This window comes from Streptomyces sp. NPDC001493, from assembly GCF_053597235.1.
The window spans coordinates 162553-182082 of record NZ_JBSFHV010000003.1; the positions used below are offsets into that span (position 1 = coordinate 162553).

The window sequence follows — 19530 nt, forward strand, 5'->3', positions numbered from 1 at the left end:
AGTCCTCAGCGGAGGAGTGCCGCGGTAAGCGCGGCGGCGGTGAGCAGCAGGGCGAGGGTGGCGCGGAAGCGGGGCGTCTCGCCGGAGAGGAGCACGACGAACGCGACCACAGAGCCGACGGCGGCGACCGGGAAGAACAGGGCCATGGCAGTCACAGGAAGCCGCCCTCCATGTGGTCGTCGCCCTGGGGCTGCTCGGCCTTCTTCTCGCGGCTGAGGACGGTGCGGACGTACGCCGGCTGCACGGTGATGCGGTTGATGCGCTTCACGCGGTCGACGACGTCCTTGGGAGTGAATCCGGCCGGGCCGAGCGCGGTGACCGCGTCGAGAACGGCCTGCTTCTTGGTAAGCGCCAAGGGCGTGACCTGTGGCGCATCACCCGTATCAGCGGGCGCGTCATCGTCCGCGTCATCCGCGTCATCGCGGTCGACGGTGATGCGCTCCGGCTGGCCGTGGAGCACCAGGGCGACCTGTACCGCGTCCACGATTACGCCATAGGTAACGAGGAGCGCGGCCAGCTCGGCCGGGGGCATATCAGGCTGCGCATCATGTGCAACACGGATCGCGTCAGCCGGGTCCATCGAGGAGAAGCGGGGCCGCAGCGCCTCGGTCGCCGAGTGCCGGACGGGCGCTTCTGGAGCGGCCGGCGGACGGTCCGGGGTGGTGGCCAGCATGCTAGCGAGTGCCGCGTCGGCGCCGTCGCCGAGCCGGTCGCGCTGCACCTCGACAAGGTGGGCGCCGAGCTGGGTGTCACCGACGCCGACCCTCTTCGCGAGGTCCCACGCCTTCAGGTCGGCCTTCGTGCGTACCTTCTTGTCGGGGTGGTTGGCGGCGATGGCACGGGCGACGGCGAGCCGCTGCATCGTTGTCGCGTTGCGCCGTTGTGCTTCGGCGTCGACTCCGGTGCGGTGGATGACGACTCGTCGGGCGAGGAGTCCGAGGCCCTCGGCGGAGGCGGACATGGCCATGGGGGTCATGGCGTAGACGACTGCCTCGGTGGCGTCGTCAGCGACGACAAGGCCGGTGACTGTGGCGACGACAGGCGCGAGCCAGAGGCCGAGCCGGACGGGCGTGGGGGCGGCCTGGCCGAGCATGGTGAGGCCGACCATGAGGAGCGCGAGGATCAGGGTGACGCCTTCTCCGGCGGCGACGACTCCGAGGGCGGTCGCGGCGCGATGGAACTCGGTGACGATGTTGGTGTAGGTGCCCCAGCCGCCGATGCCGCCTGCGGCGGCCATCGGTACGGCGGCGGCGACGAGCACGGCCGTCTGGCCGGGCGAGAGTTCGTGCTTCACGAGGTGCCCCTCCAGGAGCGATAGGTGGCCGGGCCCGGTCTGCAGCCGGGCCCGGCCGGTTGGTGGCCCGTCGGTCAGCGGTCGCTGGCGGGGCGGCGGTAGTACCGCTGGGCGTGCTCGTCGAAGCTGGCGCGGGCGTCCTTGGCGGCGTCGTAGTCGCGGCGGCAGGCGTCGACGGTGGCGGGCTCGGCAACGACGGAGCCGGGTTCGCGCTGCGGCGTGACCTTCGGCTGGGCGGCCATCAGGCGGCCTTCGCGGCGTGGTGGACGCGGAGCGAGTAGGCGTCGCCGGTCTCGCCGTCGTGGATCGTGGGGAGCGCGTGGGCGGCGGCCTCGATGGCGGCGAGGGTGACGACGTCGGGGTGGGCGGCCATGGTGCCGCGGGCGGCGCCGAAGAAGGTCGCGTTGACGTCGGCGAGGCTGATGGGCTCGAAGGGGTCGCAGGTGGCCTGGAGGGCGTTGGCGGTGGCGACGAGGATCTGCTGGGCGTGGGTGGGGCCGGTGAGGGCGCGTGCCAGCGTGGTGGTGGAGTGGGTACGGTTGTCCATGGCTGTCCGTCCTGGTTGCTCAGGTGGATGGCTGGCCCCGGTCATGTGGAGGTAGCACTCCGATCGGGGCCGTTCTGCGTTCGTAGCTGGGCTACTTCCCCAGACTGTACGGGGCCCCGTACACTCCGGGCAAGTGCCTCGCCCAAAAGAGATGAGGCCGGGCGTGACCGAGGAGGCGCAACGCGTGATCGACGCCATGCAGGCTGTGGAGGAAATGGCCGACCCGCAAAGCCGGGCTCGGGCGATCGGGGAGGTGATGGCAGACCAGGCGGAGAGAGGGAAGCGGTGGCGGGAGATGCGCCGCCAGGTCGTACTCGACATGCGCGCACAGGACCCGCCGATCTCCTACCGGAAGATCGCCGCCGCGCTCAAGATCTCACTGGCCACCGTGCAGGACATCGAGCGGGGCTACACCGGATCTGGGAAGAACCGGCCCCGCGCGGCCGGGTAGTTCAGCACGCATTTGCGCCCCCGTACTGGGTCACCGGCTCGGGGGCGCCGCGCTGTCCGGGCTACCCTGCCGCGCGGGGCCCGCGGGCGTAGGCGACGCTGGTGCTATGTCCGGTCACCTGCCCGTCGTCGTGTACCCCGTCTCGCCGACGGGCGGCCGGCGCGTGCGGGTCGACGGGACGATCCTCGGGCTCGCCCACTCACTGCGGGACGTCGCCGAATTCTTGCGGCGGGCGGGGATGGACGACGTCACCGAGGACGACGTCGCCGCGTCCGGGCTGATCGACTGGCGTGGGGGCGGGCCCGACGCCTGGTCCGCCCCCTGAACCGTCAGCCCTGGTTGCCGAGCGGCATCGAGCGGGCCGCCCACTCGATGCGGATCGCGATCCGCACGGCCGCCCGGTACCGGCGCGCTGCCGCTCCGGTGAGGTGGGCGGGGATCGGGCGCGGCCCCCCGTGCTCCAGCAGGAAGCCAGCCTTGTGCGGCAGGGGGCGCATCTGCGCGGAGTCGTAGCAGTCCTGCCACGGGATGCGGTGCCCTGTGGGCGGGCAGACGACGTCAGCAAAGACGGTAGCCAGCAGGTGGTGGGTGGCCGCTGGGTTGTGGCCGCCGAGCATGGACTCGTAGGGCTCGGGCAGTACGGGCCCAATGAACTTCGCGGCGTTCACGTGGGCAGAGCGCATTTCGTCCTCCTAGGACATGCAGGCCCCGCGCCCACTCACAGAGTACGGCGCGGGACCGACAGCGCTGCCTCCGCTCCGTGTCAGAAGCAGACGAGACGCCCCGGCTTCCGCAGGGGCGGCGGCTCCTCCAACCCCCGGGCGGCCGTGAGCGCCTCGGCGGCGAGCAGCCGGATGCTGCTACTCCCGGACGGGTCGGTGCCCGCTGCGACAAGGCCGGTGGCGAGGTCGCGGAGGAGGCGGGCGAGGCGCTGCGGGTCGGCGGCGTAAGACATGTGATGCTCCCTGGTTCGTGGCGGCGGCGAGTCCGCCGCTACTTGGTTTATGGGGTGGTGCGCGTGGAAGTCCCACGGTTGCCCAGGTCACGGTTCGGTGACGGCACGTTCAGTCCCACACGCTGTCGGCATCCGAGCGGAGGCACGGCCAGTCGGCGATTGTGGCCACCACCTTCTCGGCGGGGACGTCCACTCCGCCGCCGGCCTGCGTGAGGAGCCGCACGTACTCGGTGTCGTCGAGCACGGCGGTGTGCAGCTCGCCGTCGTCGGTGTGGCCGAGGAGCAGCCCGTACCCGGCGGGGCGCTCGGGCAGGTCCGCTCCCCAGCAGAGTTCGCGGTAGGCGTCACGCGTCATGGTGGCTGGGGTGGCGAGGTGGATGAAGTCGACGTGCACGGTGGTCTCCTCGGGTATGGCGAACGCCCGCCACCGGGATGGTGACGGGCGACGAAAGGGGTAGGGGGCGTCCGGGCCTACGCGGCGACCTGCCGCCCGGCGAGCGGGAGCCGGAGCACCTCCGCGTGCCCGTACTGCTCGCCGCATCCGCGGCACCGGGCGCCGGGGGTGTCGAGGCCGACGCGGAGGACGGTGCCGCACGGGCAGGCGACGGGGACGGTGCGCACCGGTCGCTCGCCGGTGATGCGCGCGGTGAGCGCCCGGTGGATGCTGCCGATCTCGCGGGCGAACTCGTCGACGGCGGGGTGCCGTTCGCTCGCCCACCGGAGGTTGAACCGGAGCGTGCTGACCGCGTGGTCGACGCGCTGCTGGAGCGTCCCGCCTGCGCAGACCCGGGCCCGCCCGTGGGTGGCCCAGTCCTGCACCCACCCCTCCAGGGGCCCGAGGACCGGCCCGCCCGCGGTCATCAGGTTGAGCACGTCGAGCCGGACCGGCACGGGGGCGGTCGCGCCGCCGCCGGACACCGCCGGGCCGCCACCGGTGGAGCCGGGGGCGAGCCGGGTAGAGAGCTGCACGTACAGCCCGCTGGGTCCGCCGATGGCGCGGAGGTGGCCGTCGACGCGGTCGGTGCACCGCTGGCAGGCATAGGTGCTGGCCTCGGCGGCGTGCAGGGTGGAGAGGCAGATGATGCAGGCGGCAGTGTTCACGGCGGTCTCCTGGTCGTGCGGTGGGGCGAGGGTGGTGGTGCCGGCCGGGACGCTGGAGGGCGTCCCGGCCGGCGGTGCGGAGTGGTGGTGCTACCGGCGGCGGAGGTAGTTACACCGCGGGCAGAGCAGCGACGCGCAAAGGTCGGCACGCCCGTTCTCGCGGCGCCAGATGTCACACCCGGGAGCGGCGGCGGGAACCTGGCTGGCCACAGGCTCGACAGAGGTGGCGCCTGCAACGCCGCCACTCCTGGCGATCATGGGTACCTCCCGGTAGGTGCATCCGGTCAGCACGTAGCGGCCGGTCGACGCCCGCCTGAGGAGGCGGCTCTCGCCACGACGGTGCTCCCACCGGAAGATGTCCGTGGAGTCGAGCTTCGCGGCCTCCCGCCCGGCGTCTTCGGCGTCAGTGGCGGTGTGGGTGACGGTGACGGGGATCCCTGCGAGCAGTACTACGTAGACAGTGGCCATGATCGTCTTTCGTGAGGTGGAGTTGGGTTGCCAGCCGGGCACACGATGCCCGGCCGGCGGGTGTGTCAGGTGGTGGTGGGCGGCGGCGCGTCGAGCGCGGCCCTGACGTACCGGTCGCAGCAGGTGCCGATCGGGCCCCGTTCGAGAAGCCGGCGCACCCGGGCGAGCGTGGCCTCGGAGGCGACCGCCCGGTCGATCTCGGCGACCGTGTTGGCGACCTCCTGCTCGTGCGCGGCCAAGTGCTCGACGGCCTCCGCCTCCAACTCGGTGATCCGGGCGGCGAGCTGCTCGATCGCGGGGACGAGCCGCGGCCAGTGCTCCCCGCCGTGCGCCTCGCTGGCCCCGGCGGCCTCCAACGCGTCCCGAGCCTCCTCGAGGAGCGCGGACCGTTCGCGGGCGCCGCGCTCCAGCAGGTTGATCCGGTCGTACAGCGCGTCGAGCTGGTCGCTGGTGAGGTCGTCGAGCGGGATGCGGTCGCTCATCAGGTCGGCTCCTTGGTAACGGGGATCGTGGCGGTGGACGACCACCAAGCGGGTCGGGTTTCCGGGTTGTCGGGGCTGGGCCGACGGCTGAAGTCCTGGGTGGCGTCGACCCGGTACTCGTAGGTCCCGTCGGGCCAGGGCCCCTGGATCTCTCGGATGGTCGCGGTGCCGTGCCGGGCTGCCAGCCACTGCTGTCCGTAGTGGTGGACTCGGGTGCCCACGGGGAGAGGCTGCTCGGTCACTTCGGCTCCTCGGTTGCGGAGGCGGCGTCCTGCCCGGGGCAGAGGAACGGGTACGGCGGGTTCGTGCCCTTGCACGCGGGGCAGCCCTCGGCGTTCGTCCCGGCCGAGAGGTGGGTGACGGGTCCGGCAGGTTCGACGGTGTACGTGGTCGCCTTCCGGACGATGCGGGTCTCCGTGCCCGGGTGCCGGCGGGTGACGCTCGCGCAGCGCTTCTCTGCGGCGGCACGGTCGGGAACGGTGCCGAGGTACATCCACATGCCGTCGCTCTCCAGCACCTCGGCGATGAACTCCGTCGCCGGACGGTGCGCCTCGGGCTGCTGCGCCTCGTCGGCCAGGCGGCGGAGTTCACAGCGCGGGCACACCGGCTGCCCGTCACGGAGCGGTACGTCCATGCCGTCGCGGCCGTGCCAGTGGAAGCCGCACTCGGGGTGCTCGTAGTACGGCGACAGGGGACGCTCGGCGGGCGCGGGCAGGACGGCGAGGACCGCGGCGGCGGCGGACCGTGCGTTGGCCTCGTCGCCGTCCCAGTCGGTGAGCGGCCAGAGCACGTCGGCGATCCGGTCACGGAGGTCGGTGTCCAGCACGGCCTCGGGCTGCGCGGCCACCACCGCCTCGTCCTCGCCGAGAACCACCCGGGCCACCGCGAGGGCGTACTCGTCGAGGGCGGTCCCGGGGTGGTCGGCGGGGCACATGTCCCAGTCGGTGCCGTAGCCGTCCAGCAGGCGGGCGACGGCGGACCAGCGCGGGTCGCCGAGTTCCCGGGCGCGGGTGGCGGCGGCCCGGAGCGTCTCGGCGGGCGTGGGCGCGGGCATCAGACGGTCTCCTCGGTGACGGCGGGGCGCACGGCGTCGGCGATCTCGTGCAGGGAGGCGATCAGCGCGTCCAGCTCGGCGAGGGGAACGCCGCTGCCCTGCTCGTCGGTCTTGAAGTAGATGCCGGGGCCGACGCCGGGGATGTCGGCGGTGGTGATGAGCAGCCGGTCACCGTCGGGGTCGGTGTGGTGGTAGCGCGGGGGCTGCGGGTCGATGAAGGCGACGATGGTGTGCGGCGTGCTGGTCATGGTGTGGTCCTCCGGGTGTGGTGGGATGTGGGCGCTGCCCGGCCGGATAGCAGCCGGCCGGGCAGCGTGTGAGGTCACGGGGTCGGGGCGGCGGGGTTGGCCATGAGGCGGAAGTGGGCCAGCGCGGCGTCGTCTTCGTCGTCGAACCCGCCCTTCGAGACCATCTGGTCGAAGGCCAGGTCGAGGGCGAAGCTCAGGAACTGCCGCTGTGCCTCGGTCAGCGGCGCGGGCGGCTGGACGGTGTCGGGGTGCTTGGCCACCCAGGCGCGAACGCTGCCCTCGATCTCCAGCAGGGCGGCGTTGCCGCGGGCCTGCGCTGCCTTGTTCTCCGGGCTGTCGGTGTCGGTCTGCCAGGCACGGCGCACGGCCCGGAAGTACCGGCCGGACGGCTTCTCGATGTCGCGCATGAGGGCCATCACGCGGAGGATGCGGTCACTGGTCATCAGGGTGTCTCCCTGGTGGTGTGGTGGGATGTGGGCGGGCGGCCGGCCCGCGCGTCGTTAGCGCGCGGGGCGGCCGTACTGCGTGTTGTGCGGCACTCAGGTCATGCACCAGCCGGAGTCGCAGGCGCCGTCGGCTTCGTCGAACCCCGGCAGCAAGTCGACGCCATCTGGGATGGCCTCGCGCAGCGGCCGGCCGAACCGGGTCAGGAACACGTGGTCCTTGCCCAGCTCGTCCCGGCGCTCGTTGAGGAGCTCTTCGAGCTGGCACGACTTCTCGAACAGGTCGGGCTCATTGCGCCGCATGTCGTGCCAGGTCTCGGGCCGGTGGAACGGGCAGAAGTAGCAGCTGCTCTTCGGCAGTACGGGTAGGCCGGCCTCGCGGATGATCCGGGCGCAGTCGCTGCGGCGCAGGCCGAGGTCGAGCAGCGGGTAGAAGATTTCCTCGTGCGGCTCGCAGCGACGCGCGTTGGCCCGGTGGATCTCGTCGAGGCTGATCCCGATTCCGATGGTGGCCGGGTGCTCCTTCGTCGCGCCGCGCCGCTTCAACTCCCGACCGATCACCTTGATCTTGAAATCGGCGGTGCAACTGCGAGTCCCGGGAGCACCGTTGGACATGCGCACCGGAATCGCCAGAGATCGGGAACCCTCCTTGGTGAGCTGGCCGTACAGCGTGCGGGTCTCACCGCTGCGCACCATGACCCGGTCCAGGACGGTCAGTTCGATGTCGTGGTCCGCGGCGAACGGCCGGGCGTACTCGTCGAGGTACCGCAAGGTCGCGGGGTGCTCGCTGTCGTCGCCGACGTTCGCCATGAGGAAGGTGCGGAAGTCGATGCGGCCCTGCGCGGCGAGGACGAGCAGCGCGGTCGACTGGACGCCACCGCCGTAGCTGATCGAGCGCAGCGGCGGCGCCAGGGTGGATGAGTCCATCAGAGGCTCCAGAGGGTGGGCTGAAAGGGGCGGAGGGGCAGTGCGTCCTGCCCGGGAATCTGGTCGGGCTCGGCCTCGGGTAGCGCGGAAGCGGGCGGCGGCGGGTCCTTGAGGTACCGCAGCAGCCCCCAGACGTCGTTGCGACGGACGTGGAACCCGGCCTCGGCAAGGAGTTGATCGGCGCGGTCCAGGTCCCACTCCCCGGGCTGGGTGCGGTACGCCTCGGTGAGCACGTCCCACGGGGAGGGCGCCCCGAGGTTGATCGCGTCGAACTCGCGGGCCATCACGCGGCCCTCCAGCTCTTCGCGATCCGCGCCCGCTCCCGCGGGGTGTGCCCGCCGAGGACGCCGTGGCGACTGGTCGAGGCGACGTCTCCCTCGACGGCGAGCGCCTCGGCGAGGCAGGCCCGACGGACGGGGCAGCCGGAGCAGATCTCCTTCGCCGCGCGGGGGCTCTCTCCCCGCTCGGGGAAGAAGATCTCCGGGTCGGTCTGGGCGCAGATCGCCTGCGCGTCGATGTCGGCGCGGGCGGTACGGACGGTGGTCTTCAAGACGCACCTCCGAGGATTGCGGCCAGCTGCTGGCGGAGCCGCTCGCGCATCGGCTTGTCCTCGATGTGGTCCGGGGCGACGCACTGCGGGTAGCCGCACCCGGGGCGGGCGTGCCCAACGGGGCGCCGACCGTGCCGCAGCTCGAACGCGACCCGGTAGGCGCTGAGCCCCTTCCCCTGGCGACCGAGGATCGGAGTGGTGTCGCGCCAGACGTGGCCGGTCCAGCGCAGGTGCCCACCGCCGACCGGCTCGGTGCGCTCCGCAAACGTCTCGGCGATGGGCCGCAACGGCTTCCCGCCGCGGGCCGGGGCGGGCATGTTGAGGGCGTTCCGGGTCGCGGTGACGATCAGCGGGCCCACGTGCAGGGTCCGCATGATCTCCACGTGGGAGTGCCCGGCCTGGAGCATCTCGGCAATGTCGGCACGGATCTTCATGACGCTGCCGCCCTGTCTCGCGCGGCAGCGGCGTCAACGCGGGACGGGTGGGCGACCTTGAGGGTCCGACGCCCGCCGTTCCGCCGGGTCGACGTGCAGGGAAACCGGACGTCGGCCCGGCAGGTCTCGACGGGGCAGGGGACGGCGTAGGCGTCGGGCTGGCCGGTGCGGATCGCGACGATCCGGGCGGCGGCGGCCGGACGGTATGGGGCGAGCGCCTCGCGCACCGAGGTCGGCAGGTAGTCGCCGAGCTCCGCCATCCGCCGCTGAACGTCCTCGGCCGCGGGCCCGGTGAGCATCTTCTGCTCGACGGGCCGCACCTGGCCGGTGGCGACGGCTCGGCGGCGGGCGGCGAGGGCGTGGCGGTAGGCGCTCTCGTTGTCCGGGTCGACGGGCGGGGCGGGGTCGACGTCGCGGGCCATGCGGTCGCGGACGACCGCCTGCCACCGGGTGGCGATGTTGGCGGGGAGGATCGGCCACTGCGAGGTGGCGTAGTGCTTGTGGACCGCGGTGACCGCGAAGCCGTAGGGGACGTCGGCGAGGATGCCGGCCCACATGCTGATCTGGGCGACCTGCTCCATCTCGTCGGTGCGGCGGATGCGGGAATCAGCGAGAGCGATCTCGGCGATGAGCTGGGGGATCTGTTCGGGTTCCATCAGGCACCTCGGTTCTGCTTCTGCTGGCGGAGGGCTTCGGCGTGGGCGGCCATCTGCTGCACGTAGGTGGTGGTGGCGGACGGCGGGGCCACGGCGCGGGGCCCGGTGTAGGTGGGGGCGTCCTGGAGGCCGGTCCATCCGGCGAGGAAGTACCGCGCGCTGTACGGCGTGGTCTTCGCGGCCTGCCAGGCGCGGGCGGCGTGCTCGACGAGGGCGGGGACTCCGACTCGGCGTACTGCGTCGCGGAGGTCGATCCACTCGTGGGTCTGGAGCGACCAGGAGACGCGCATCTGTCGGGCGCCCATCGCGTCGATGAGCGGCTGAACGTCCCCTTTTCCACTCGTGGTGGCCACGGTGGTGCCGGGCCTGGCCGCGGCGGGGGGAAGCTCGGGAAGTTGGTACTCAACGGAACTACTGGAACTACAGGAACTCTTGAGGGCAGCTCCTGCCCTAGCCATGGACATCTCCTGCCCTAGCTCTAGGGCATCTCCTGCCCTAGGTTGGGGCAGCTCCTGCCCTAGCGTCTGAGGGACTAGGGCATCTCCTGCCCCAGAGTTGGGCAGCTCCTGCCCTAGCTCAATCCCGTCCGATTCGGGCACGACTGCGCCCTGCGGAATGAGCAGCGTGTACTTCGTCCGGGCCTTCTTCGAGCGGGCTTCGGCGACCGCCGGACGGTTCCGGTCCAGCCAGCCGCCGGCCTCCAACTTGTTGAGGTGTGTGCGCACGGAGGCGCGCACCATCCCGGTAGCTGCTTCCAGCGTGGTCAGCGACGGCTGGAGGCGGTCAGGGATGGCGCCGGTCCGAACGTCTGCCCACGTTGCGACGGTGAGCGCGAGCAGCCGGGAGAGCGACGGGAGGTCGCTGTGGCGGACTGCTCGCTCGTACTCGAACCGGCTGGGCATGTACGGCTTCTCTCGGTCGTGGTGGTGCGGAAGGTGGATCGTGGCTCTCCGGGCGACGCAACCGCTGGACGCCGTAAGGCGTTTGCGAGTCGCCGCGGCGTGCGCAAACCCTGTGTCCGTGGCGGCCCGGGGCGCGACGGCCCCGGGGCGGAGGTCAGGCCGTGTGGCCGGAGAGTTCGCGGACGGACTGCACCGCCATGTCGAACAGGGCGTGGATGCCCTCTGCGAGTGCCGCAGCCTGCGCGTCGGTGTCCTCGTGGACCATCGCGTTGAACAGGGCGTAGGCGGTGTCGCGTTCGCCGTTGGCCCACGCGGTGCTGAACTGGGCGGCGAACCGGACGCCCGGCGGCAGGTCGTTGACGCTGACCTGCGTGCCGTCTCCGCGGACGACGAGGAGCCCGAAGGCCCCGTTGGCCGGCAGGTAGTTCCTCGAGGTGAGGGCGCAGGTCTCGGCGAGCGAGGCGCACATGGAGACGGTGGCGACGTGGCCTTGCTCGACGAAGGAGCCGAGGAGCCGGGCGCCGGTCTCCCGGTTGCCGGTCATACCGTGGGCGAGCGCCGCCATGATGGTCTCTGCCGGGTTGTTCTGCGGGGTGGTGGGGATCTCGTGGTCCATCAGGCTGCGCTCCGTTCGGTGTTGCGGCGACGGGCCGCGCGCACTTCGTTGCGGCGACCGGCCTTGCAGGCGGCGCACGGGTCCTCGCCCCGTCGCTCGTGCGCCTTGTGCGCGGCCGCGGTGCCGTGCCGGCCGAGGCGACCGATCGCGTCGAGGAGGTGGTCCGGGTTGATGCACCCGGGGTGCCCGCAGTCGACGCTGATCCGGCCTTCCGGTGGCCCGCCATAGGCGACCATCCAGGCGAGCTGGGTCGGCGTGTACGAGCGGTTCTTGAACGACACGTCGTTCGATCCTCCGGACCACGTGACGTGCCCGTCGGCGGTGCGCTGCGAGTGGGCGTCGAGCACGGACTCGAAGGTTCGCGGCGCGGCCGGTGCGGCGGCGGGCGTCTTGCGCCGGTGGATGCGGCGCCGCTCGTCTTCGTCGAGGCCGCCCCAGATCCCCACGTCCTCGCGTTGGTCGAGCGCCCACCGCAGGCAGGCGTCAACGACCGGGCACCGGTAGCAGACGCTCTTCGCGTCGGCGGCCTGCTGCTGCGCGGCGGGCGACGTACCGACGGGGTGCCACATCTCCGGGTCGAATACCGGGTCGGAGCAGGCGGCGCGAGCGCGCCAGTTGCGATTGTTCACCTGCTTCTCCTCACGCATTTGGATGCGGAATGTCATTTGCAATTACGCGGCGACGAACTTTCTGCGCCGGGAAAGGTGGCGACGGAAGTTCGCGATGTGAATGAGAATAGCGTTCACAGTTCGCAACCACAAGGCGCGTCCACGTAGCGCGGTCACCGGAGGGTGTGCCACGATGGGCCGCATGGACGCCCTTGAGAAGGAGATTCAGGAAGCCGCCGTCACCCGGCAGAGCGCCGAGGACGCGTTCCTGCTCGCCGACCGGCGGCTGAAGGAACTGCTGGTCAAGGGCCGAGCGGAAGGGCTGGGGCCCTCGCGAATGTCCGTACTCACGGGCTTCACCCGCGAATGGATCTCGAAGATCGCTCCCGACCCGAAGAAGTCCCGGCAAGGTGCGATCCAGCGACGCCTTGACCGTCTCGGCGACTCCAGCTGACTTCACGCCGCGTCCGCCTCGGGGCGCCAGCGCTCCTCGCGGTACTCCGGCAGCCGGTACGCGGCTTCGAGTAGCGCCCAGGTGGCGTCGCGCCGCCCGGGCCGGGCGTCGGCGGGCAGCGCCGGACCGCGGGTGACCCACAGCTGGCGGGCGACGAACACCACGCTCGGGGCCAGGGCGGCGGCGAGGATCAGCAGACCGGTCATGCGGCGGCCCTCCCCTGCTGGGTGCCGACGCCGACCCACGCCTTGCAGATGGAGCGCCTCACCGTCGTGCGCTTCGACGGGACGTAGCCCGCCTCCACGATGAGGCCGGCCCGGGCGGCGGACCCGAGGGCGCCGCCCCACCGCGACGGGTGGTCGGGCTCGCCGACCAGTCCCTCGGCGATCAGGTCGGCCGCCTGGAAGACCTCGCCGCGGCGGGCCAGTTCCTCGATGGCGGTCCGGCACGCGGTGGCCCAGTCCGGGGCGGTCGCGGCCCGGGTGGCGGCCAGACCGTCGTCCTTCGCGCGCTCGCCCGCCGCCGGGTCGACAGCACCCTGTATCGGGGCGGAGAGCTGCAGCTGTCGCGTCATCGGCCGGCCCCCGCCCTCAGCGCTGTGCCGCGCTCCTTGATGAGGTCGCCGAGGCTGATCGGGGCGCCAGTCTCCGGGTGTTCCAGCGGGGTGGCGAGCGCGCTGGCCGCCTCGACCTCCCGGTACAGCGCCAACAGGCCGTCCGGCGTGGCGTCCGGATCCGTAGCCGCGGCGATCCAGACGTTCGGGTCGACCTCCTTCGCGCCGTCCCGCAGCCAGTCGAGGTACGGCCGCGCGATGTCGCGGGCGCCGTGCGGCTGGTTCAGCACGAGGCCCCGGAACGCCGGGCACCGGGACTTGATGAAGCGGAGCCGGTTGCCGTCGTCCAACTCCGCGGCCACGCCGAACTCGAACTCGATGCCCTTGCGCTGCTCGGCGCGCATCCCCTTGTTGACCGGCGCCCCACCTTCGAGGGCCCAGTGAACGTAGGACCGCATCGTGACGACGACGTGGCCCGGGTACGCCATGAGCGCCTCGATCATCTCGTTCTGGATCGGGGTGCCGTCCTTCCAGCCGGCGAACCGGTTACCGCCGTACTTGGACTTGGCGCGCTCGACCTGGTCGAGGGTGCCGTCGGTGCCCTTCCAGAAGTGGCTGAGGGAGTCGACCATCACGACCGGGTAGCGGGCGGCCGCGGCGGCAGCCAGCGCCTTCTGCAGGTCGCGCGGGTCGTAGCGGTGCATCGGCAGTGTGTCGAAGGCGACGCCCAGGTCGTTGACGTAGAGGGCGGCGGCACCGCGCTCGGTGTCGATGACCGCGAAGCGCTCGCCCTCGGCGAGGCCGCTGGCGATGGACAGCCCGGTCCACGTCTTGCCGGAGCCGGACGGGCCCTGCAGTGCGACCGTGGCGGTGAAGCCGTCCTTCGTGGCGGGCCGGAAGGTGAACGGGCCGTCGTCGTACTCGTTGCTGGCCGACGCGGGTGGGCGGCCGACGCGGGTGGGCGGGGGAAGTTGGGTCACGGCGATGCTCCTAGGCGTACAGGCGCTCAAGCCAGGTGGGCGGCGAGACGTATGCGGGATCGGTGGAGTAGGCCGGCCAGTGGTCGGCGGCCCGGCAGGACTCGTAGAGGAACAGGGCCTGCTCGCTGACCTGGTGGCCGATGTCTCGCCACAGGTCGAGGCGGGCCACGGTCACCAGGTAGGGCGGGTCCTTCTCCTGGAAGATGAAGGGGAAGGCGCAGTCGTGCGGCAGCAGGCCGAGCGCGGCGGCGCCACGGCGGTACCAGTCCTCCTGAACGTGGTAGCCGTGCTCGGCGATCGCCTTCTCGATGGCGTCGGGGTGGGCCGACCGGGCCGTCTTGTAGTCGACGAGCTGGTCGTCGCGAAGCCAGTCGACCCGGGCCCGGCACCACACGTTGCCGACCGGCCAGAACAGGGTCTGCTCGGCTTGGCCGCTGCTCGGGTCGAGCAGGTCCGCAGCTTCGGGGTGCTGGGCCAGGGCGGTCGCCATGTCGTGGACACGCTGGAGGTCGGCGCGCTTGAGCGGGATGTTCCCGGCTGCCCGGATCTCGGCGACCCGCGCCTTCGTGGCGTCGGTGTTCCAGATCAGTTCGTCGACGAGGACGAGCTCGGGGCCGTCGCCGAGGATCAGCTTGTGGGCGGCGGTCCCGAAGTCGAACGCGGCCTTGTAGGGCTGGGGGTGGTCGAGGTCGTAGCGGAACTTTGCCGGGCAGCGGGAGGTCAGGGTGCGGGCCCCGGTCGACGAGAGGCTGCCGCCCGGGATGGGGTCGGCGTGGTACATCTCGGCGGGGATGTCGTAGACGCCGGGGATGACGGTCTCGTCGACCGGGGCGTTCACCGCTGGCTGCCGCTGTTGAGCGCCGGGTTGGCCGGGTGGGCGCCGGTGGGGGTGCGCATGGCATCGGCCTTGGTGATCGCGTCGTACACGTCACGCGCCCAGCGGGCGTCGCCGAGCGCGGTGTGTGCCGCGTCCTCGGTCGGCGGGTCGATGCCCATCAGCCGCGACAGCTCGTAGGACCGCCAGCCGTCGGCGAGCAGGGCGTCGACGCGGACGTAGGGTGCCGGGTCGCCCTGCTGCTGGGTGAGCGTGTGCGCCTGTCCGTAGAGGTGACCGACGGCCATCGTCGCGATGTCGACGGTGCGGTAGTGCCAGCCGACGCGGCGGCCGCCGCCCTGCAGCAGCTTCTTCAGGAAGGCATCGTCGAAGGCGGGGTTCGAACCGACGAGCATGGCGTTTCGGAGTACCTCCTGCAGGTCGTAGAAGAACTCGCCGAGACCGAGGCGCTGGTAGATGGTGCCGTCGGCGTTCATCTCGACGGCCTCGGTGCCGGCCGGGACGCGGAACCGCTCGTGGTAGCGGCCGATCTGCAGGGCGGTCGGGTCGGCGACGGTGAGGTCGACGGGGATCTGCCAGACGACCTCGCGGTCGTAGCTGCCGTCGCCTGCGGCAGCGTGTTCGGCATCGCGCAGGATTACGGCGATCTCCCACGCGTCGTGCCTGCGCGGGTCGAGGCCGGTGGTCTCGGTGTCGACGAACGCGAGGGGCTTGAGCTTGGTCATCAGACGGCCGCCTTAGCTGAGTTGCGGCATGGCGCGCACAGCGACTGCTCGGGGCCTCCGGCGAGCGGGCCGTCGGCGGTGCCGCACCGCCCGCACCGGAGGCCGGCCGCGATCTGCTGCAGCTTGGCGATGTCGTGCTTGTCGTTCTGCGCCAACTCGATCGCGGAGACCAGCTCCGGGTACACGGTGCGGAGGATCTCGGTGTGGACCCGGTCCGCGGCGCCGATCGTGCGCATCAGCTGGCTGGCGTACGTACCGGGCTGCATGCCGCCGTCGTAGCCGAAGTGCCACAGGACGTGGCGTGCGGTCTCGGTGCCGATGACGGGCTTCGTCGTGGTCTGCATGTCCTGCTCCTGTGAGGTGTTGGTGGGTGCCCGCCCCCGTGGGGGAGGCGGGGGCGGGCACCGGGGCGGCGGAGCGAGGGGGTGCTCAACGCCGCGTTGGTCGCCGGGGTCGGCCGGTCTCGGGCACGACCGGCCCCGGCGGGTCAGGCGGCCCGGATGCGGAGCGACTGGGTCGTCTCGCTGTCCGAGCCGGGCACCCACGTCGGGGTGCGCGGGTCGGCGGGCTCGGGGGCGTCGGCAACGCGGATGGTGGGCCCGATGCCGTAGGCCTGCCACAGCGGGAGGACCGGTATCGGCTGCGTCACCTGGTCCTCGAAGGCCAGCCGCGGCGGGGCCCCGGCGGCCGGGACGGTGACCGCGTCGACGGTTGCGACCCGGGCCCGGAGCGGCAGCACCTCGGCGAGCAGCTGGTCCCGCTCGGCGGTCACGTCGTCAAGGTCCCGGTGGAAGCACGTGGCGACGGTCTCCGCCTCGATGGCGCGGACCCGCAGCCGGTCGGCCACCGCAGTGGCCTCCCGCAGCGCGTCCGCCCCGTGCCGGAGCTCGGTCTCCAGCGCGCGGACCTTCGCGGCCAGGGCCTCCGCCCGGTCGACGGCACGGTGGGCACCGGCCGGGCGGAGGCGGTCGAGTATCGCGGTCATCGGGTCCCCCTGGTGGTGTCGTGGTGGTGCTGGAGGTGGTGGCCGTGGCCGCTGATGGCCCACGGCCCGGTGCCGGTGCGGTACTCGCGCCGCCGGCGGTCGTCGCGCTGGCCGATGAGGACCAGGGCGGCGACCGCGGCGAGCACGAGCGCGCCGATCAGGATCTGGATGGCGAGGTCGGTCACCGGGTGGCCGCCTCGTCGAGGAGGAGCCGGTGCTTGGCCGTCAGATCGACCAGCTCGTCGGAGCCCGGCAGGTAGCCGAGCACGACGGCCGTGCCGCACAGGGTGTAGGAGAGCGGCCCGCCGATGACCCGCTCGACAAGCTGGGTGACGACCGGGTTGTCGGCGTGGCCGTCGAGCATGCTCGTCTCGTGGACGACCACGCAGACTGCCGAGGACGGGGTGCCGTAGTGCGCGTACTCCGGCCAGCCGCCCAGGAGTTCCGCCAGGACGTCGCCGGGCGCGTGTGCGGGGAGGGCGACGTCGGTTTGCGTGCCGTCCGGATCGATCCGGACGGCGGCCACCATGTCGGTCATCGGGTCCCCCGGGAGAGGCTGGTAAGGAAGCGCCGGAAGGTGGCGGGCTCCGGCTGCGGGGCGACGAAGAGGGGCTCGGCGGCGATCGGGTTCGTCGTCACAGGGCACCGCCCGCCGGGCGCTCGGCCACGGCCGGCGTCGGGTTGGCGGCGACGGTGCGGAGCGCCGTGCACACCTCGTCGACCGGGAGGTAGGCGGCACCCATCAACGCGGCCTTCGCGGTCAACCGCTCCGCGAAGTTGAGGAGCGCGGCAGACGCGGCGTTGGCCTGCGCTGCGGCCAGTTCGGCGATCCGCTTCCGCATCTCGTCGACCTCGGCGCGCGGCGGACTGACCAACCAGCAGTGCCCGGCGTGCTCGGACTGCGCGCAGGTGCACCCACCGTTCTCGGCGGCGGCCTGCTGCGCCTCGTCGCACCACGAGGAGTGCGGGAGGGTGCAGCCCTCGCCGTCGCACCCGTAGGCGAACGCCTCCAACTCGGCGACCCGGTCGAGGAGGAACTGCCTCTCGTTGGCCTGGTCCGGTGCCAGCCACCCGGCGATCTGCGCCCGGGTCTCCGGGGTGAGGACGATCGCGACGGGCCGCCCGTCCTCGGCGATGGCGCCGATGGTCAGCGTCGGCTCGTCCTCGGGTGCGGACTCCATCACTACGTCGAACCGGGACACGACGAGCGGCTCAGGGGCGGCCTTCAACTTGGCCTCGGCCGACTCTGCCCGGCCGCGCCACCGCGCCTTGCCGTTCTTGTGGTGCTGGATCTCGCGGTCGCGGTCGGGGAGCACGAGATTCTCCAGCTCGGCAACCCGGGCCAGCAACGTGTCGCGCTCGTCGATCACCGGGGCGGTGGGCCCGGTGACGCTGTCGAGCAGCTGCTGCGCCTCGGCCGGGGTGCGGCCCGTGGCTAGGAGCGAGCGGCGCACGGTGTCGATGGCGCTCATGCGGTCACCTCGATCACGTCGAGGTGGGTGAGCGCGATGCCGCCGGAGTAGCCCTCGACGATCGCGACCGGGGTGTGGCCGCCGAGCGTCCACGCCTTGCTGGTCGTCCAGGTCGTGAACCCGTCCTCGCCGTACACGCCCGGGTACGCCTTCACGCGGGTGCCCACCGGGAACTTGGCGTTCCACTCGGCGGAGGACAGTTCACCCGTCGGTTCCTGCGTCGGCCGGACCGTGTGGCTGCCGTCGAAGTGGCGGACGATCGTGTTGCCGAACTTCGCGACCACCCGGTCCTTGCCCTCCCCGATCCTCAGACCGGTGATGACGATCGCGCCGTCAGCGTCCTGCTCCCAGAACTGCTTGGCGAACACGCCCGCGTTGTCCAACCAGGTATCGATCTCGTACAGGTTCGCCGGGGTCAGGACCCGGCAGCGGACGCACGAACTGTCGTCGCAGTCGTCGTGGTGGAGCTCCGGGATGAACGGGCGCTCGGCCAGCGTCGCCAGATGGGCGAACAGTTCGTCGCGGGCGCTCATGCCGTCACCGCCGCGCGGGCCTCGGCGTGCAGGTAGCGGGCGTAACCCAAGGCCTCCGGGCGGGAGCCGACCGTGCACTGACGGCGCTTCCCGTCCACGCGCCACCGGACCAGCCACCCACCGGCCGGCTTCCGGTCGAAGCGGATCGCGGTGATGGTGCCCTGCTGGTCCTTCCGGGCGGCGTCGTACACGTCGATGCCCCAGAGGATCGCGTGGCAGGCGAACAGGAACTCCCACGAGAAGTCCTCGAAGGACTGCTCCCACTGATCCGGGATTCGCAGCCGGAAGTCACCGTGGTCGAACGACGCGACCGCGTACTCGGCGGTCCCTCGGTATTCGAGACTGTGGTCGTCGCTGTGCAGGATCTGCGTGGCGACCGCGTCGAGCGCACCCGGGAAGCGGGTCTCGTTCGCCGCAGCCTCCTCCGTGACCCAGGCCCGGAACAGATCCTCGGACCACGCCTTTACGTCACTCCGGCCAGCGGTTACCTTCTCCTGCCAGTAGCCGGGGTTGATGCCGTCGGAGCGCGATCCCTTGAACAGGTCGAACATGTCGGCCGTCGGGTAGATGGAGAACGCGAAGCTGAAGCCGTCGCCGCGCAACATCAGGTTGTGCGGCCAGGTCACCAGGTCGAAGCGGTAGAAGTCGCCCGCCGGGTCGTTGAACACGAGGTGTCGGTACAGGCCGTCCTCGTGGAGCACGGTCATCAGGTGGTTCGGAGTCTCAGCGGCGAACCGTGCCGCGCTTTCGGTGCTCATGCGGCACCGCCCTGCTGCTGCACCGCAGCGGCGGTCGTGGCTGCCATCGCGGTGAGTGCGGCGGCCACCTCGGCGGGAGTGCCGGCGGCGGGCTGCAGGTACGCGGCGATCTCGGCGGCCGGGGCGAAGCAGGTCAGCTTCACCGGGACGTCGGCGACCTCGCCGGAGGCCGTCACCCACGCCGTGTCGCTGTGCTCGGCCGCCACCGGGGCGCCCAGACCAAGGGCGGACCGCCAGGCGGTGAAGCTGTTGAGGTTGCCCTGAATGCTGATCGACAGCTCGTCGCGAGCGTGCGCGAACAGGTGGACCGTCACGGCCGGCAGGCCCGGCATCGTGGCGTGGAGGTACGCGAGGAGCCCGATCGGGCCGGTCTGCGAGCCGAGCGTGGGGCTCGTGGGTTCATTCGGGGTCTGAGATGATGCAGACATGATCTGCCCTTCTCCTTCTGGAGGTTGGTGTGGGTGGATCCGAGGTCGTCCCGGACTGGCGAGTTGCGGGG

At 71.8% G+C, this 19530-nt stretch carries 38 protein-coding genes; 3 read left to right on the forward strand and 35 right to left on the reverse strand.

Annotated elements, in window-relative coordinates; genetic code table 11:
* Positions 1-5 precede the first annotated feature (5 nt).
* From ACWCWD_RS05975 to ACWCWD_RS05990, 4 genes are all read right to left on the reverse strand, one after another.
* Positions 6-155 carry a hypothetical protein gene (locus ACWCWD_RS05975; protein WP_450770608.1) on the reverse strand — a complete coding sequence of 50 codons (150 nt, stop codon included), beginning with the start codon at positions 153-155 and terminating at the stop codon, positions 6-8.
* On the reverse strand, positions 152-1294 hold the full coding sequence (locus ACWCWD_RS05980; RefSeq protein ID WP_450770610.1) for a hypothetical protein: 1143 nt from the start codon (positions 1292-1294) through the stop codon (positions 152-154). Before ACWCWD_RS05980 ends, ACWCWD_RS05975 begins: the two co-directional genes overlap by 4 nt.
* 74 nt (positions 1295-1368) lie before the next feature.
* Positions 1369-1536 carry a hypothetical protein gene (locus ACWCWD_RS05985; RefSeq protein WP_450770612.1) on the reverse strand — a complete coding sequence of 56 codons (168 nt, stop codon included), beginning with the start codon at positions 1534-1536 and terminating at the stop codon, positions 1369-1371.
* Positions 1536-1841: a hypothetical protein gene (locus ACWCWD_RS05990; protein ID WP_450770614.1), complete on the reverse strand. Its 306-nt coding sequence runs from the start codon at positions 1839-1841 to the stop codon at positions 1536-1538. The genes ACWCWD_RS05985 and ACWCWD_RS05990 overlap by 1 nt, the downstream gene beginning before the upstream one ends.
* 163 nt (positions 1842-2004) lie before the next feature.
* Here ACWCWD_RS05990 and ACWCWD_RS05995 point away from each other — a divergent pair, with 163 nt between their 5' ends.
* Both ACWCWD_RS05995 and ACWCWD_RS06000 read left to right on the forward strand, forming a co-directional pair.
* Positions 2005-2292, forward strand: coding sequence for a hypothetical protein (locus ACWCWD_RS05995; protein WP_450770616.1), 288 nt, complete (start codon positions 2005-2007; stop codon positions 2290-2292).
* A 106-nt stretch (positions 2293-2398) separates the two neighbouring features.
* The gene (locus ACWCWD_RS06000; RefSeq protein ID WP_450770617.1) at positions 2399-2617 is read left to right on the forward strand and encodes a hypothetical protein; all 219 of its coding nucleotides are present in this window, start codon (positions 2399-2401) and stop codon (positions 2615-2617) included.
* Positions 2618-2621: 4 nt separating this feature from the next.
* Here the strand turns inward: ACWCWD_RS06000 and ACWCWD_RS06005 are convergent, their stop codons facing one another.
* The 18 genes from ACWCWD_RS06005 to ACWCWD_RS06090 all read right to left on the reverse strand — a co-directional run bounded on the left by ACWCWD_RS06005 (position 2622) and on the right by ACWCWD_RS06090 (position 11757).
* The gene (locus ACWCWD_RS06005) at positions 2622-2975 is read right to left on the reverse strand and encodes a hypothetical protein (RefSeq protein ID WP_450770618.1); all 354 of its coding nucleotides are present in this window, start codon (positions 2973-2975) and stop codon (positions 2622-2624) included.
* 80 nt (positions 2976-3055) lie between these two features.
* On the reverse strand, positions 3056-3247 hold the full coding sequence (locus ACWCWD_RS06010) for a hypothetical protein (protein ID WP_450770620.1): 192 nt from the start codon (positions 3245-3247) through the stop codon (positions 3056-3058).
* Between the two features lie 109 nt (positions 3248-3356).
* On the reverse strand, positions 3357-3641 hold the full coding sequence (locus ACWCWD_RS06015; RefSeq protein WP_450770622.1) for a hypothetical protein: 285 nt from the start codon (positions 3639-3641) through the stop codon (positions 3357-3359).
* A 77-nt stretch (positions 3642-3718) separates the two neighbouring features.
* Positions 3719-4348, reverse strand: coding sequence for a hypothetical protein (locus ACWCWD_RS06020; protein WP_450770624.1), 630 nt, complete (start codon positions 4346-4348; stop codon positions 3719-3721).
* Positions 4349-4438: 90 nt separating this feature from the next.
* Positions 4439-4816, reverse strand: coding sequence for a hypothetical protein (locus ACWCWD_RS06025; protein ID WP_450770626.1), 378 nt, complete (start codon positions 4814-4816; stop codon positions 4439-4441).
* 65 nt (positions 4817-4881) lie between these two features.
* Positions 4882-5298, reverse strand: coding sequence for a hypothetical protein (locus ACWCWD_RS06030; protein WP_450770628.1), 417 nt, complete (start codon positions 5296-5298; stop codon positions 4882-4884).
* Entirely contained in the window at positions 5298-5540 is a 243-nt protein-coding gene (locus ACWCWD_RS06035; protein ID WP_450770630.1) for a hypothetical protein, read from the reverse strand. Before ACWCWD_RS06035 ends, ACWCWD_RS06030 begins: the two co-directional genes overlap by 1 nt.
* Positions 5537-6352 (reverse strand): hypothetical protein, encoded by an 816-nt coding sequence (locus ACWCWD_RS06040; RefSeq protein WP_450770631.1) that lies wholly within the window; start codon positions 6350-6352, stop codon positions 5537-5539. Before ACWCWD_RS06040 ends, ACWCWD_RS06035 begins: the two co-directional genes overlap by 4 nt.
* Positions 6352-6600 carry a hypothetical protein gene (locus ACWCWD_RS06045; protein ID WP_450770633.1) on the reverse strand — a complete coding sequence of 83 codons (249 nt, stop codon included), beginning with the start codon at positions 6598-6600 and terminating at the stop codon, positions 6352-6354. Before ACWCWD_RS06045 ends, ACWCWD_RS06040 begins: the two co-directional genes overlap by 1 nt.
* A 74-nt stretch (positions 6601-6674) precedes the next feature.
* A complete protein-coding gene (locus tag ACWCWD_RS06050) occupies positions 6675-7043 on the reverse strand; it encodes a hypothetical protein (protein WP_450770635.1) in 369 nt (122 codons plus the stop codon).
* Positions 7044-7139: 96 nt separating this feature from the next.
* Positions 7140-7970: a phosphoadenosine phosphosulfate reductase gene (locus ACWCWD_RS06055; RefSeq protein ID WP_450770636.1), complete on the reverse strand. Its 831-nt coding sequence runs from the start codon at positions 7968-7970 to the stop codon at positions 7140-7142.
* On the reverse strand, positions 7970-8257 hold the full coding sequence (locus tag ACWCWD_RS06060; protein ID WP_450770637.1) for a hypothetical protein: 288 nt from the start codon (positions 8255-8257) through the stop codon (positions 7970-7972). The genes ACWCWD_RS06055 and ACWCWD_RS06060 overlap by 1 nt, the downstream gene beginning before the upstream one ends.
* Positions 8254-8520: a WhiB family transcriptional regulator gene (locus ACWCWD_RS06065; protein ID WP_450770639.1), complete on the reverse strand. Its 267-nt coding sequence runs from the start codon at positions 8518-8520 to the stop codon at positions 8254-8256. Before ACWCWD_RS06065 ends, ACWCWD_RS06060 begins: the two co-directional genes overlap by 4 nt.
* A complete protein-coding gene (locus ACWCWD_RS06070; RefSeq protein WP_450770641.1) occupies positions 8517-8954 on the reverse strand; it encodes a hypothetical protein in 438 nt (145 codons plus the stop codon). Before ACWCWD_RS06070 ends, ACWCWD_RS06065 begins: the two co-directional genes overlap by 4 nt.
* The gene (locus ACWCWD_RS06075; RefSeq protein ID WP_450770643.1) at positions 8951-9610 is read right to left on the reverse strand and encodes a zinc finger domain-containing protein; all 660 of its coding nucleotides are present in this window, start codon (positions 9608-9610) and stop codon (positions 8951-8953) included. Before ACWCWD_RS06075 ends, ACWCWD_RS06070 begins: the two co-directional genes overlap by 4 nt.
* Positions 9610-9915, reverse strand: coding sequence for a hypothetical protein (locus ACWCWD_RS06080; protein WP_450770645.1), 306 nt, complete (start codon positions 9913-9915; stop codon positions 9610-9612). Before ACWCWD_RS06080 ends, ACWCWD_RS06075 begins: the two co-directional genes overlap by 1 nt.
* Before the next feature lie 751 nt (positions 9916-10666).
* Positions 10667-11128 carry a hypothetical protein gene (locus ACWCWD_RS06085; RefSeq protein WP_450770647.1) on the reverse strand — a complete coding sequence of 154 codons (462 nt, stop codon included), beginning with the start codon at positions 11126-11128 and terminating at the stop codon, positions 10667-10669.
* The gene (locus ACWCWD_RS06090; protein ID WP_450770649.1) at positions 11128-11757 is read right to left on the reverse strand and encodes a WhiB family transcriptional regulator; all 630 of its coding nucleotides are present in this window, start codon (positions 11755-11757) and stop codon (positions 11128-11130) included. Before ACWCWD_RS06090 ends, ACWCWD_RS06085 begins: the two co-directional genes overlap by 1 nt.
* A gap of 181 nt (positions 11758-11938) precedes the next feature.
* Here ACWCWD_RS06090 and ACWCWD_RS06095 point away from each other — a divergent pair, with 181 nt between their 5' ends.
* A complete protein-coding gene (locus ACWCWD_RS06095) occupies positions 11939-12190 on the forward strand; it encodes a hypothetical protein (protein ID WP_450770651.1) in 252 nt (83 codons plus the stop codon).
* 2 nt (positions 12191-12192) lie between these two features.
* Here the strand turns inward: ACWCWD_RS06095 and ACWCWD_RS06100 are convergent, their stop codons facing one another.
* From ACWCWD_RS06100 to ACWCWD_RS06160, 13 genes are all read right to left on the reverse strand, one after another.
* Positions 12193-12396: a hypothetical protein gene (locus ACWCWD_RS06100; RefSeq protein ID WP_450770653.1), complete on the reverse strand. Its 204-nt coding sequence runs from the start codon at positions 12394-12396 to the stop codon at positions 12193-12195.
* A complete protein-coding gene (locus tag ACWCWD_RS06105; protein WP_450770655.1) occupies positions 12393-12764 on the reverse strand; it encodes a hypothetical protein in 372 nt (123 codons plus the stop codon). The genes ACWCWD_RS06100 and ACWCWD_RS06105 overlap by 4 nt, the downstream gene beginning before the upstream one ends.
* Positions 12761-13723, reverse strand: a complete 963-nt coding sequence (locus ACWCWD_RS06110) for an AAA family ATPase (RefSeq protein ID WP_450770657.1) — start codon at positions 13721-13723, stop codon at positions 12761-12763. Before ACWCWD_RS06110 ends, ACWCWD_RS06105 begins: the two co-directional genes overlap by 4 nt.
* Before the next feature lie 10 nt (positions 13724-13733).
* Positions 13734-14561, reverse strand: coding sequence for a PD-(D/E)XK nuclease-like domain-containing protein (locus ACWCWD_RS06115; protein ID WP_450770659.1), 828 nt, complete (start codon positions 14559-14561; stop codon positions 13734-13736).
* Complete coding sequence (locus ACWCWD_RS06120) at positions 14558-15283, reverse strand: 3'-5' exonuclease (protein ID WP_450770661.1); 726 nt, start codon at positions 15281-15283, stop codon at positions 14558-14560. Before ACWCWD_RS06120 ends, ACWCWD_RS06115 begins: the two co-directional genes overlap by 4 nt.
* Positions 15283-15627, reverse strand: coding sequence for a hypothetical protein (locus ACWCWD_RS06125; protein ID WP_450770663.1), 345 nt, complete (start codon positions 15625-15627; stop codon positions 15283-15285). The genes ACWCWD_RS06120 and ACWCWD_RS06125 overlap by 1 nt, the downstream gene beginning before the upstream one ends.
* A gap of 143 nt (positions 15628-15770) precedes the next feature.
* On the reverse strand, positions 15771-16268 hold the full coding sequence (locus ACWCWD_RS06130; protein ID WP_450770665.1) for a hypothetical protein: 498 nt from the start codon (positions 16266-16268) through the stop codon (positions 15771-15773).
* Positions 16265-16453: a hypothetical protein gene (locus ACWCWD_RS06135; protein WP_450770667.1), complete on the reverse strand. Its 189-nt coding sequence runs from the start codon at positions 16451-16453 to the stop codon at positions 16265-16267. Before ACWCWD_RS06135 ends, ACWCWD_RS06130 begins: the two co-directional genes overlap by 4 nt.
* Positions 16450-16806, reverse strand: coding sequence for a hypothetical protein (locus ACWCWD_RS06140; protein ID WP_450770669.1), 357 nt, complete (start codon positions 16804-16806; stop codon positions 16450-16452). Before ACWCWD_RS06140 ends, ACWCWD_RS06135 begins: the two co-directional genes overlap by 4 nt.
* 97 nt (positions 16807-16903) lie before the next feature.
* Positions 16904-17740: a hypothetical protein gene (locus tag ACWCWD_RS06145; RefSeq protein ID WP_450770671.1), complete on the reverse strand. Its 837-nt coding sequence runs from the start codon at positions 17738-17740 to the stop codon at positions 16904-16906.
* Positions 17737-18273, reverse strand: a complete 537-nt coding sequence (locus ACWCWD_RS06150) for a hypothetical protein (protein WP_450770673.1) — start codon at positions 18271-18273, stop codon at positions 17737-17739. Before ACWCWD_RS06150 ends, ACWCWD_RS06145 begins: the two co-directional genes overlap by 4 nt.
* Positions 18270-19031 carry a hypothetical protein gene (locus tag ACWCWD_RS06155; protein ID WP_450770674.1) on the reverse strand — a complete coding sequence of 254 codons (762 nt, stop codon included), beginning with the start codon at positions 19029-19031 and terminating at the stop codon, positions 18270-18272. Before ACWCWD_RS06155 ends, ACWCWD_RS06150 begins: the two co-directional genes overlap by 4 nt.
* Positions 19028-19459, reverse strand: coding sequence for a hypothetical protein (locus ACWCWD_RS06160; RefSeq protein WP_450770676.1), 432 nt, complete (start codon positions 19457-19459; stop codon positions 19028-19030). The genes ACWCWD_RS06155 and ACWCWD_RS06160 overlap by 4 nt, the downstream gene beginning before the upstream one ends.
* Positions 19460-19530: the final 71 nt, after the last annotated feature.

Bases quoted from the DNA above. Each gene is read 5' to 3' on its own strand.
- ACWCWD_RS05985 (WP_450770612.1), bottom strand. From the start codon at position 1,536: ATGGCCGCCCAGCCGAAGGTCACGCCGCAGCGCGAACCCGGCTCCGTC.
- ACWCWD_RS05990 (WP_450770614.1), bottom strand. From the start codon at position 1,841: ATGGACAACCGTACCCACTCCACCACCACGCTGGCACGCGCCCTCACC.
- ACWCWD_RS06000 (WP_450770617.1), top strand. From the start codon at position 2,399: ATGTCCGGTCACCTGCCCGTCGTCGTGTACCCCGTCTCGCCGACGGGC.
- ACWCWD_RS06005 (WP_450770618.1), bottom strand. From the start codon at position 2,975: ATGCGCTCTGCCCACGTGAACGCCGCGAAGTTCATTGGGCCCGTACTG.
- ACWCWD_RS06010 (WP_450770620.1), bottom strand. From the start codon at position 3,247: ATGTCTTACGCCGCCGACCCGCAGCGCCTCGCCCGCCTCCTCCGCGAC.
- ACWCWD_RS06025 (WP_450770626.1), bottom strand. From the start codon at position 4,816: ATGGCCACTGTCTACGTAGTACTGCTCGCAGGGATCCCCGTCACCGTC.
- ACWCWD_RS06030 (WP_450770628.1), bottom strand. From the start codon at position 5,298: ATGAGCGACCGCATCCCGCTCGACGACCTCACCAGCGACCAGCTCGAC.
- ACWCWD_RS06040 (WP_450770631.1), bottom strand. From the start codon at position 6,352: ATGCCCGCGCCCACGCCCGCCGAGACGCTCCGGGCCGCCGCCACCCGC.
- ACWCWD_RS06045 (WP_450770633.1), bottom strand. From the start codon at position 6,600: ATGACCAGCACGCCGCACACCATCGTCGCCTTCATCGACCCGCAGCCC.
- ACWCWD_RS06050 (WP_450770635.1), bottom strand. From the start codon at position 7,043: ATGACCAGTGACCGCATCCTCCGCGTGATGGCCCTCATGCGCGACATC.
- ACWCWD_RS06055 (WP_450770636.1), bottom strand. From the start codon at position 7,970: ATGGACTCATCCACCCTGGCGCCGCCGCTGCGCTCGATCAGCTACGGC.
- ACWCWD_RS06070 (WP_450770641.1), bottom strand. From the start codon at position 8,954: ATGAAGATCCGTGCCGACATTGCCGAGATGCTCCAGGCCGGGCACTCC.
- ACWCWD_RS06075 (WP_450770643.1), bottom strand. From the start codon at position 9,610: ATGGAACCCGAACAGATCCCCCAGCTCATCGCCGAGATCGCTCTCGCT.
- ACWCWD_RS06080 (WP_450770645.1), bottom strand. From the start codon at position 9,915: ATGGGCGCCCGACAGATGCGCGTCTCCTGGTCGCTCCAGACCCACGAG.
- ACWCWD_RS06085 (WP_450770647.1), bottom strand. From the start codon at position 11,128: ATGGACCACGAGATCCCCACCACCCCGCAGAACAACCCGGCAGAGACC.
- ACWCWD_RS06095 (WP_450770651.1), top strand. From the start codon at position 11,939: ATGGACGCCCTTGAGAAGGAGATTCAGGAAGCCGCCGTCACCCGGCAG.
- ACWCWD_RS06100 (WP_450770653.1), bottom strand. From the start codon at position 12,396: ATGACCGGTCTGCTGATCCTCGCCGCCGCCCTGGCCCCGAGCGTGGTG.
- ACWCWD_RS06105 (WP_450770655.1), bottom strand. From the start codon at position 12,764: ATGACGCGACAGCTGCAGCTCTCCGCCCCGATACAGGGTGCTGTCGAC.
- ACWCWD_RS06120 (WP_450770661.1), bottom strand. From the start codon at position 15,283: ATGACCAAGCTCAAGCCCCTCGCGTTCGTCGACACCGAGACCACCGGC.
- ACWCWD_RS06125 (WP_450770663.1), bottom strand. From the start codon at position 15,627: ATGCAGACCACGACGAAGCCCGTCATCGGCACCGAGACCGCACGCCAC.
- ACWCWD_RS06130 (WP_450770665.1), bottom strand. From the start codon at position 16,268: ATGACCGCGATACTCGACCGCCTCCGCCCGGCCGGTGCCCACCGTGCC.
- ACWCWD_RS06140 (WP_450770669.1), bottom strand. From the start codon at position 16,806: ATGACCGACATGGTGGCCGCCGTCCGGATCGATCCGGACGGCACGCAA.
- ACWCWD_RS06145 (WP_450770671.1), bottom strand. From the start codon at position 17,740: ATGAGCGCCATCGACACCGTGCGCCGCTCGCTCCTAGCCACGGGCCGC.
- ACWCWD_RS06150 (WP_450770673.1), bottom strand. From the start codon at position 18,273: ATGAGCGCCCGCGACGAACTGTTCGCCCATCTGGCGACGCTGGCCGAG.
- ACWCWD_RS06155 (WP_450770674.1), bottom strand. From the start codon at position 19,031: ATGAGCACCGAAAGCGCGGCACGGTTCGCCGCTGAGACTCCGAACCAC.
- ACWCWD_RS06160 (WP_450770676.1), bottom strand. From the start codon at position 19,459: ATGTCTGCATCATCTCAGACCCCGAATGAACCCACGAGCCCCACGCTC.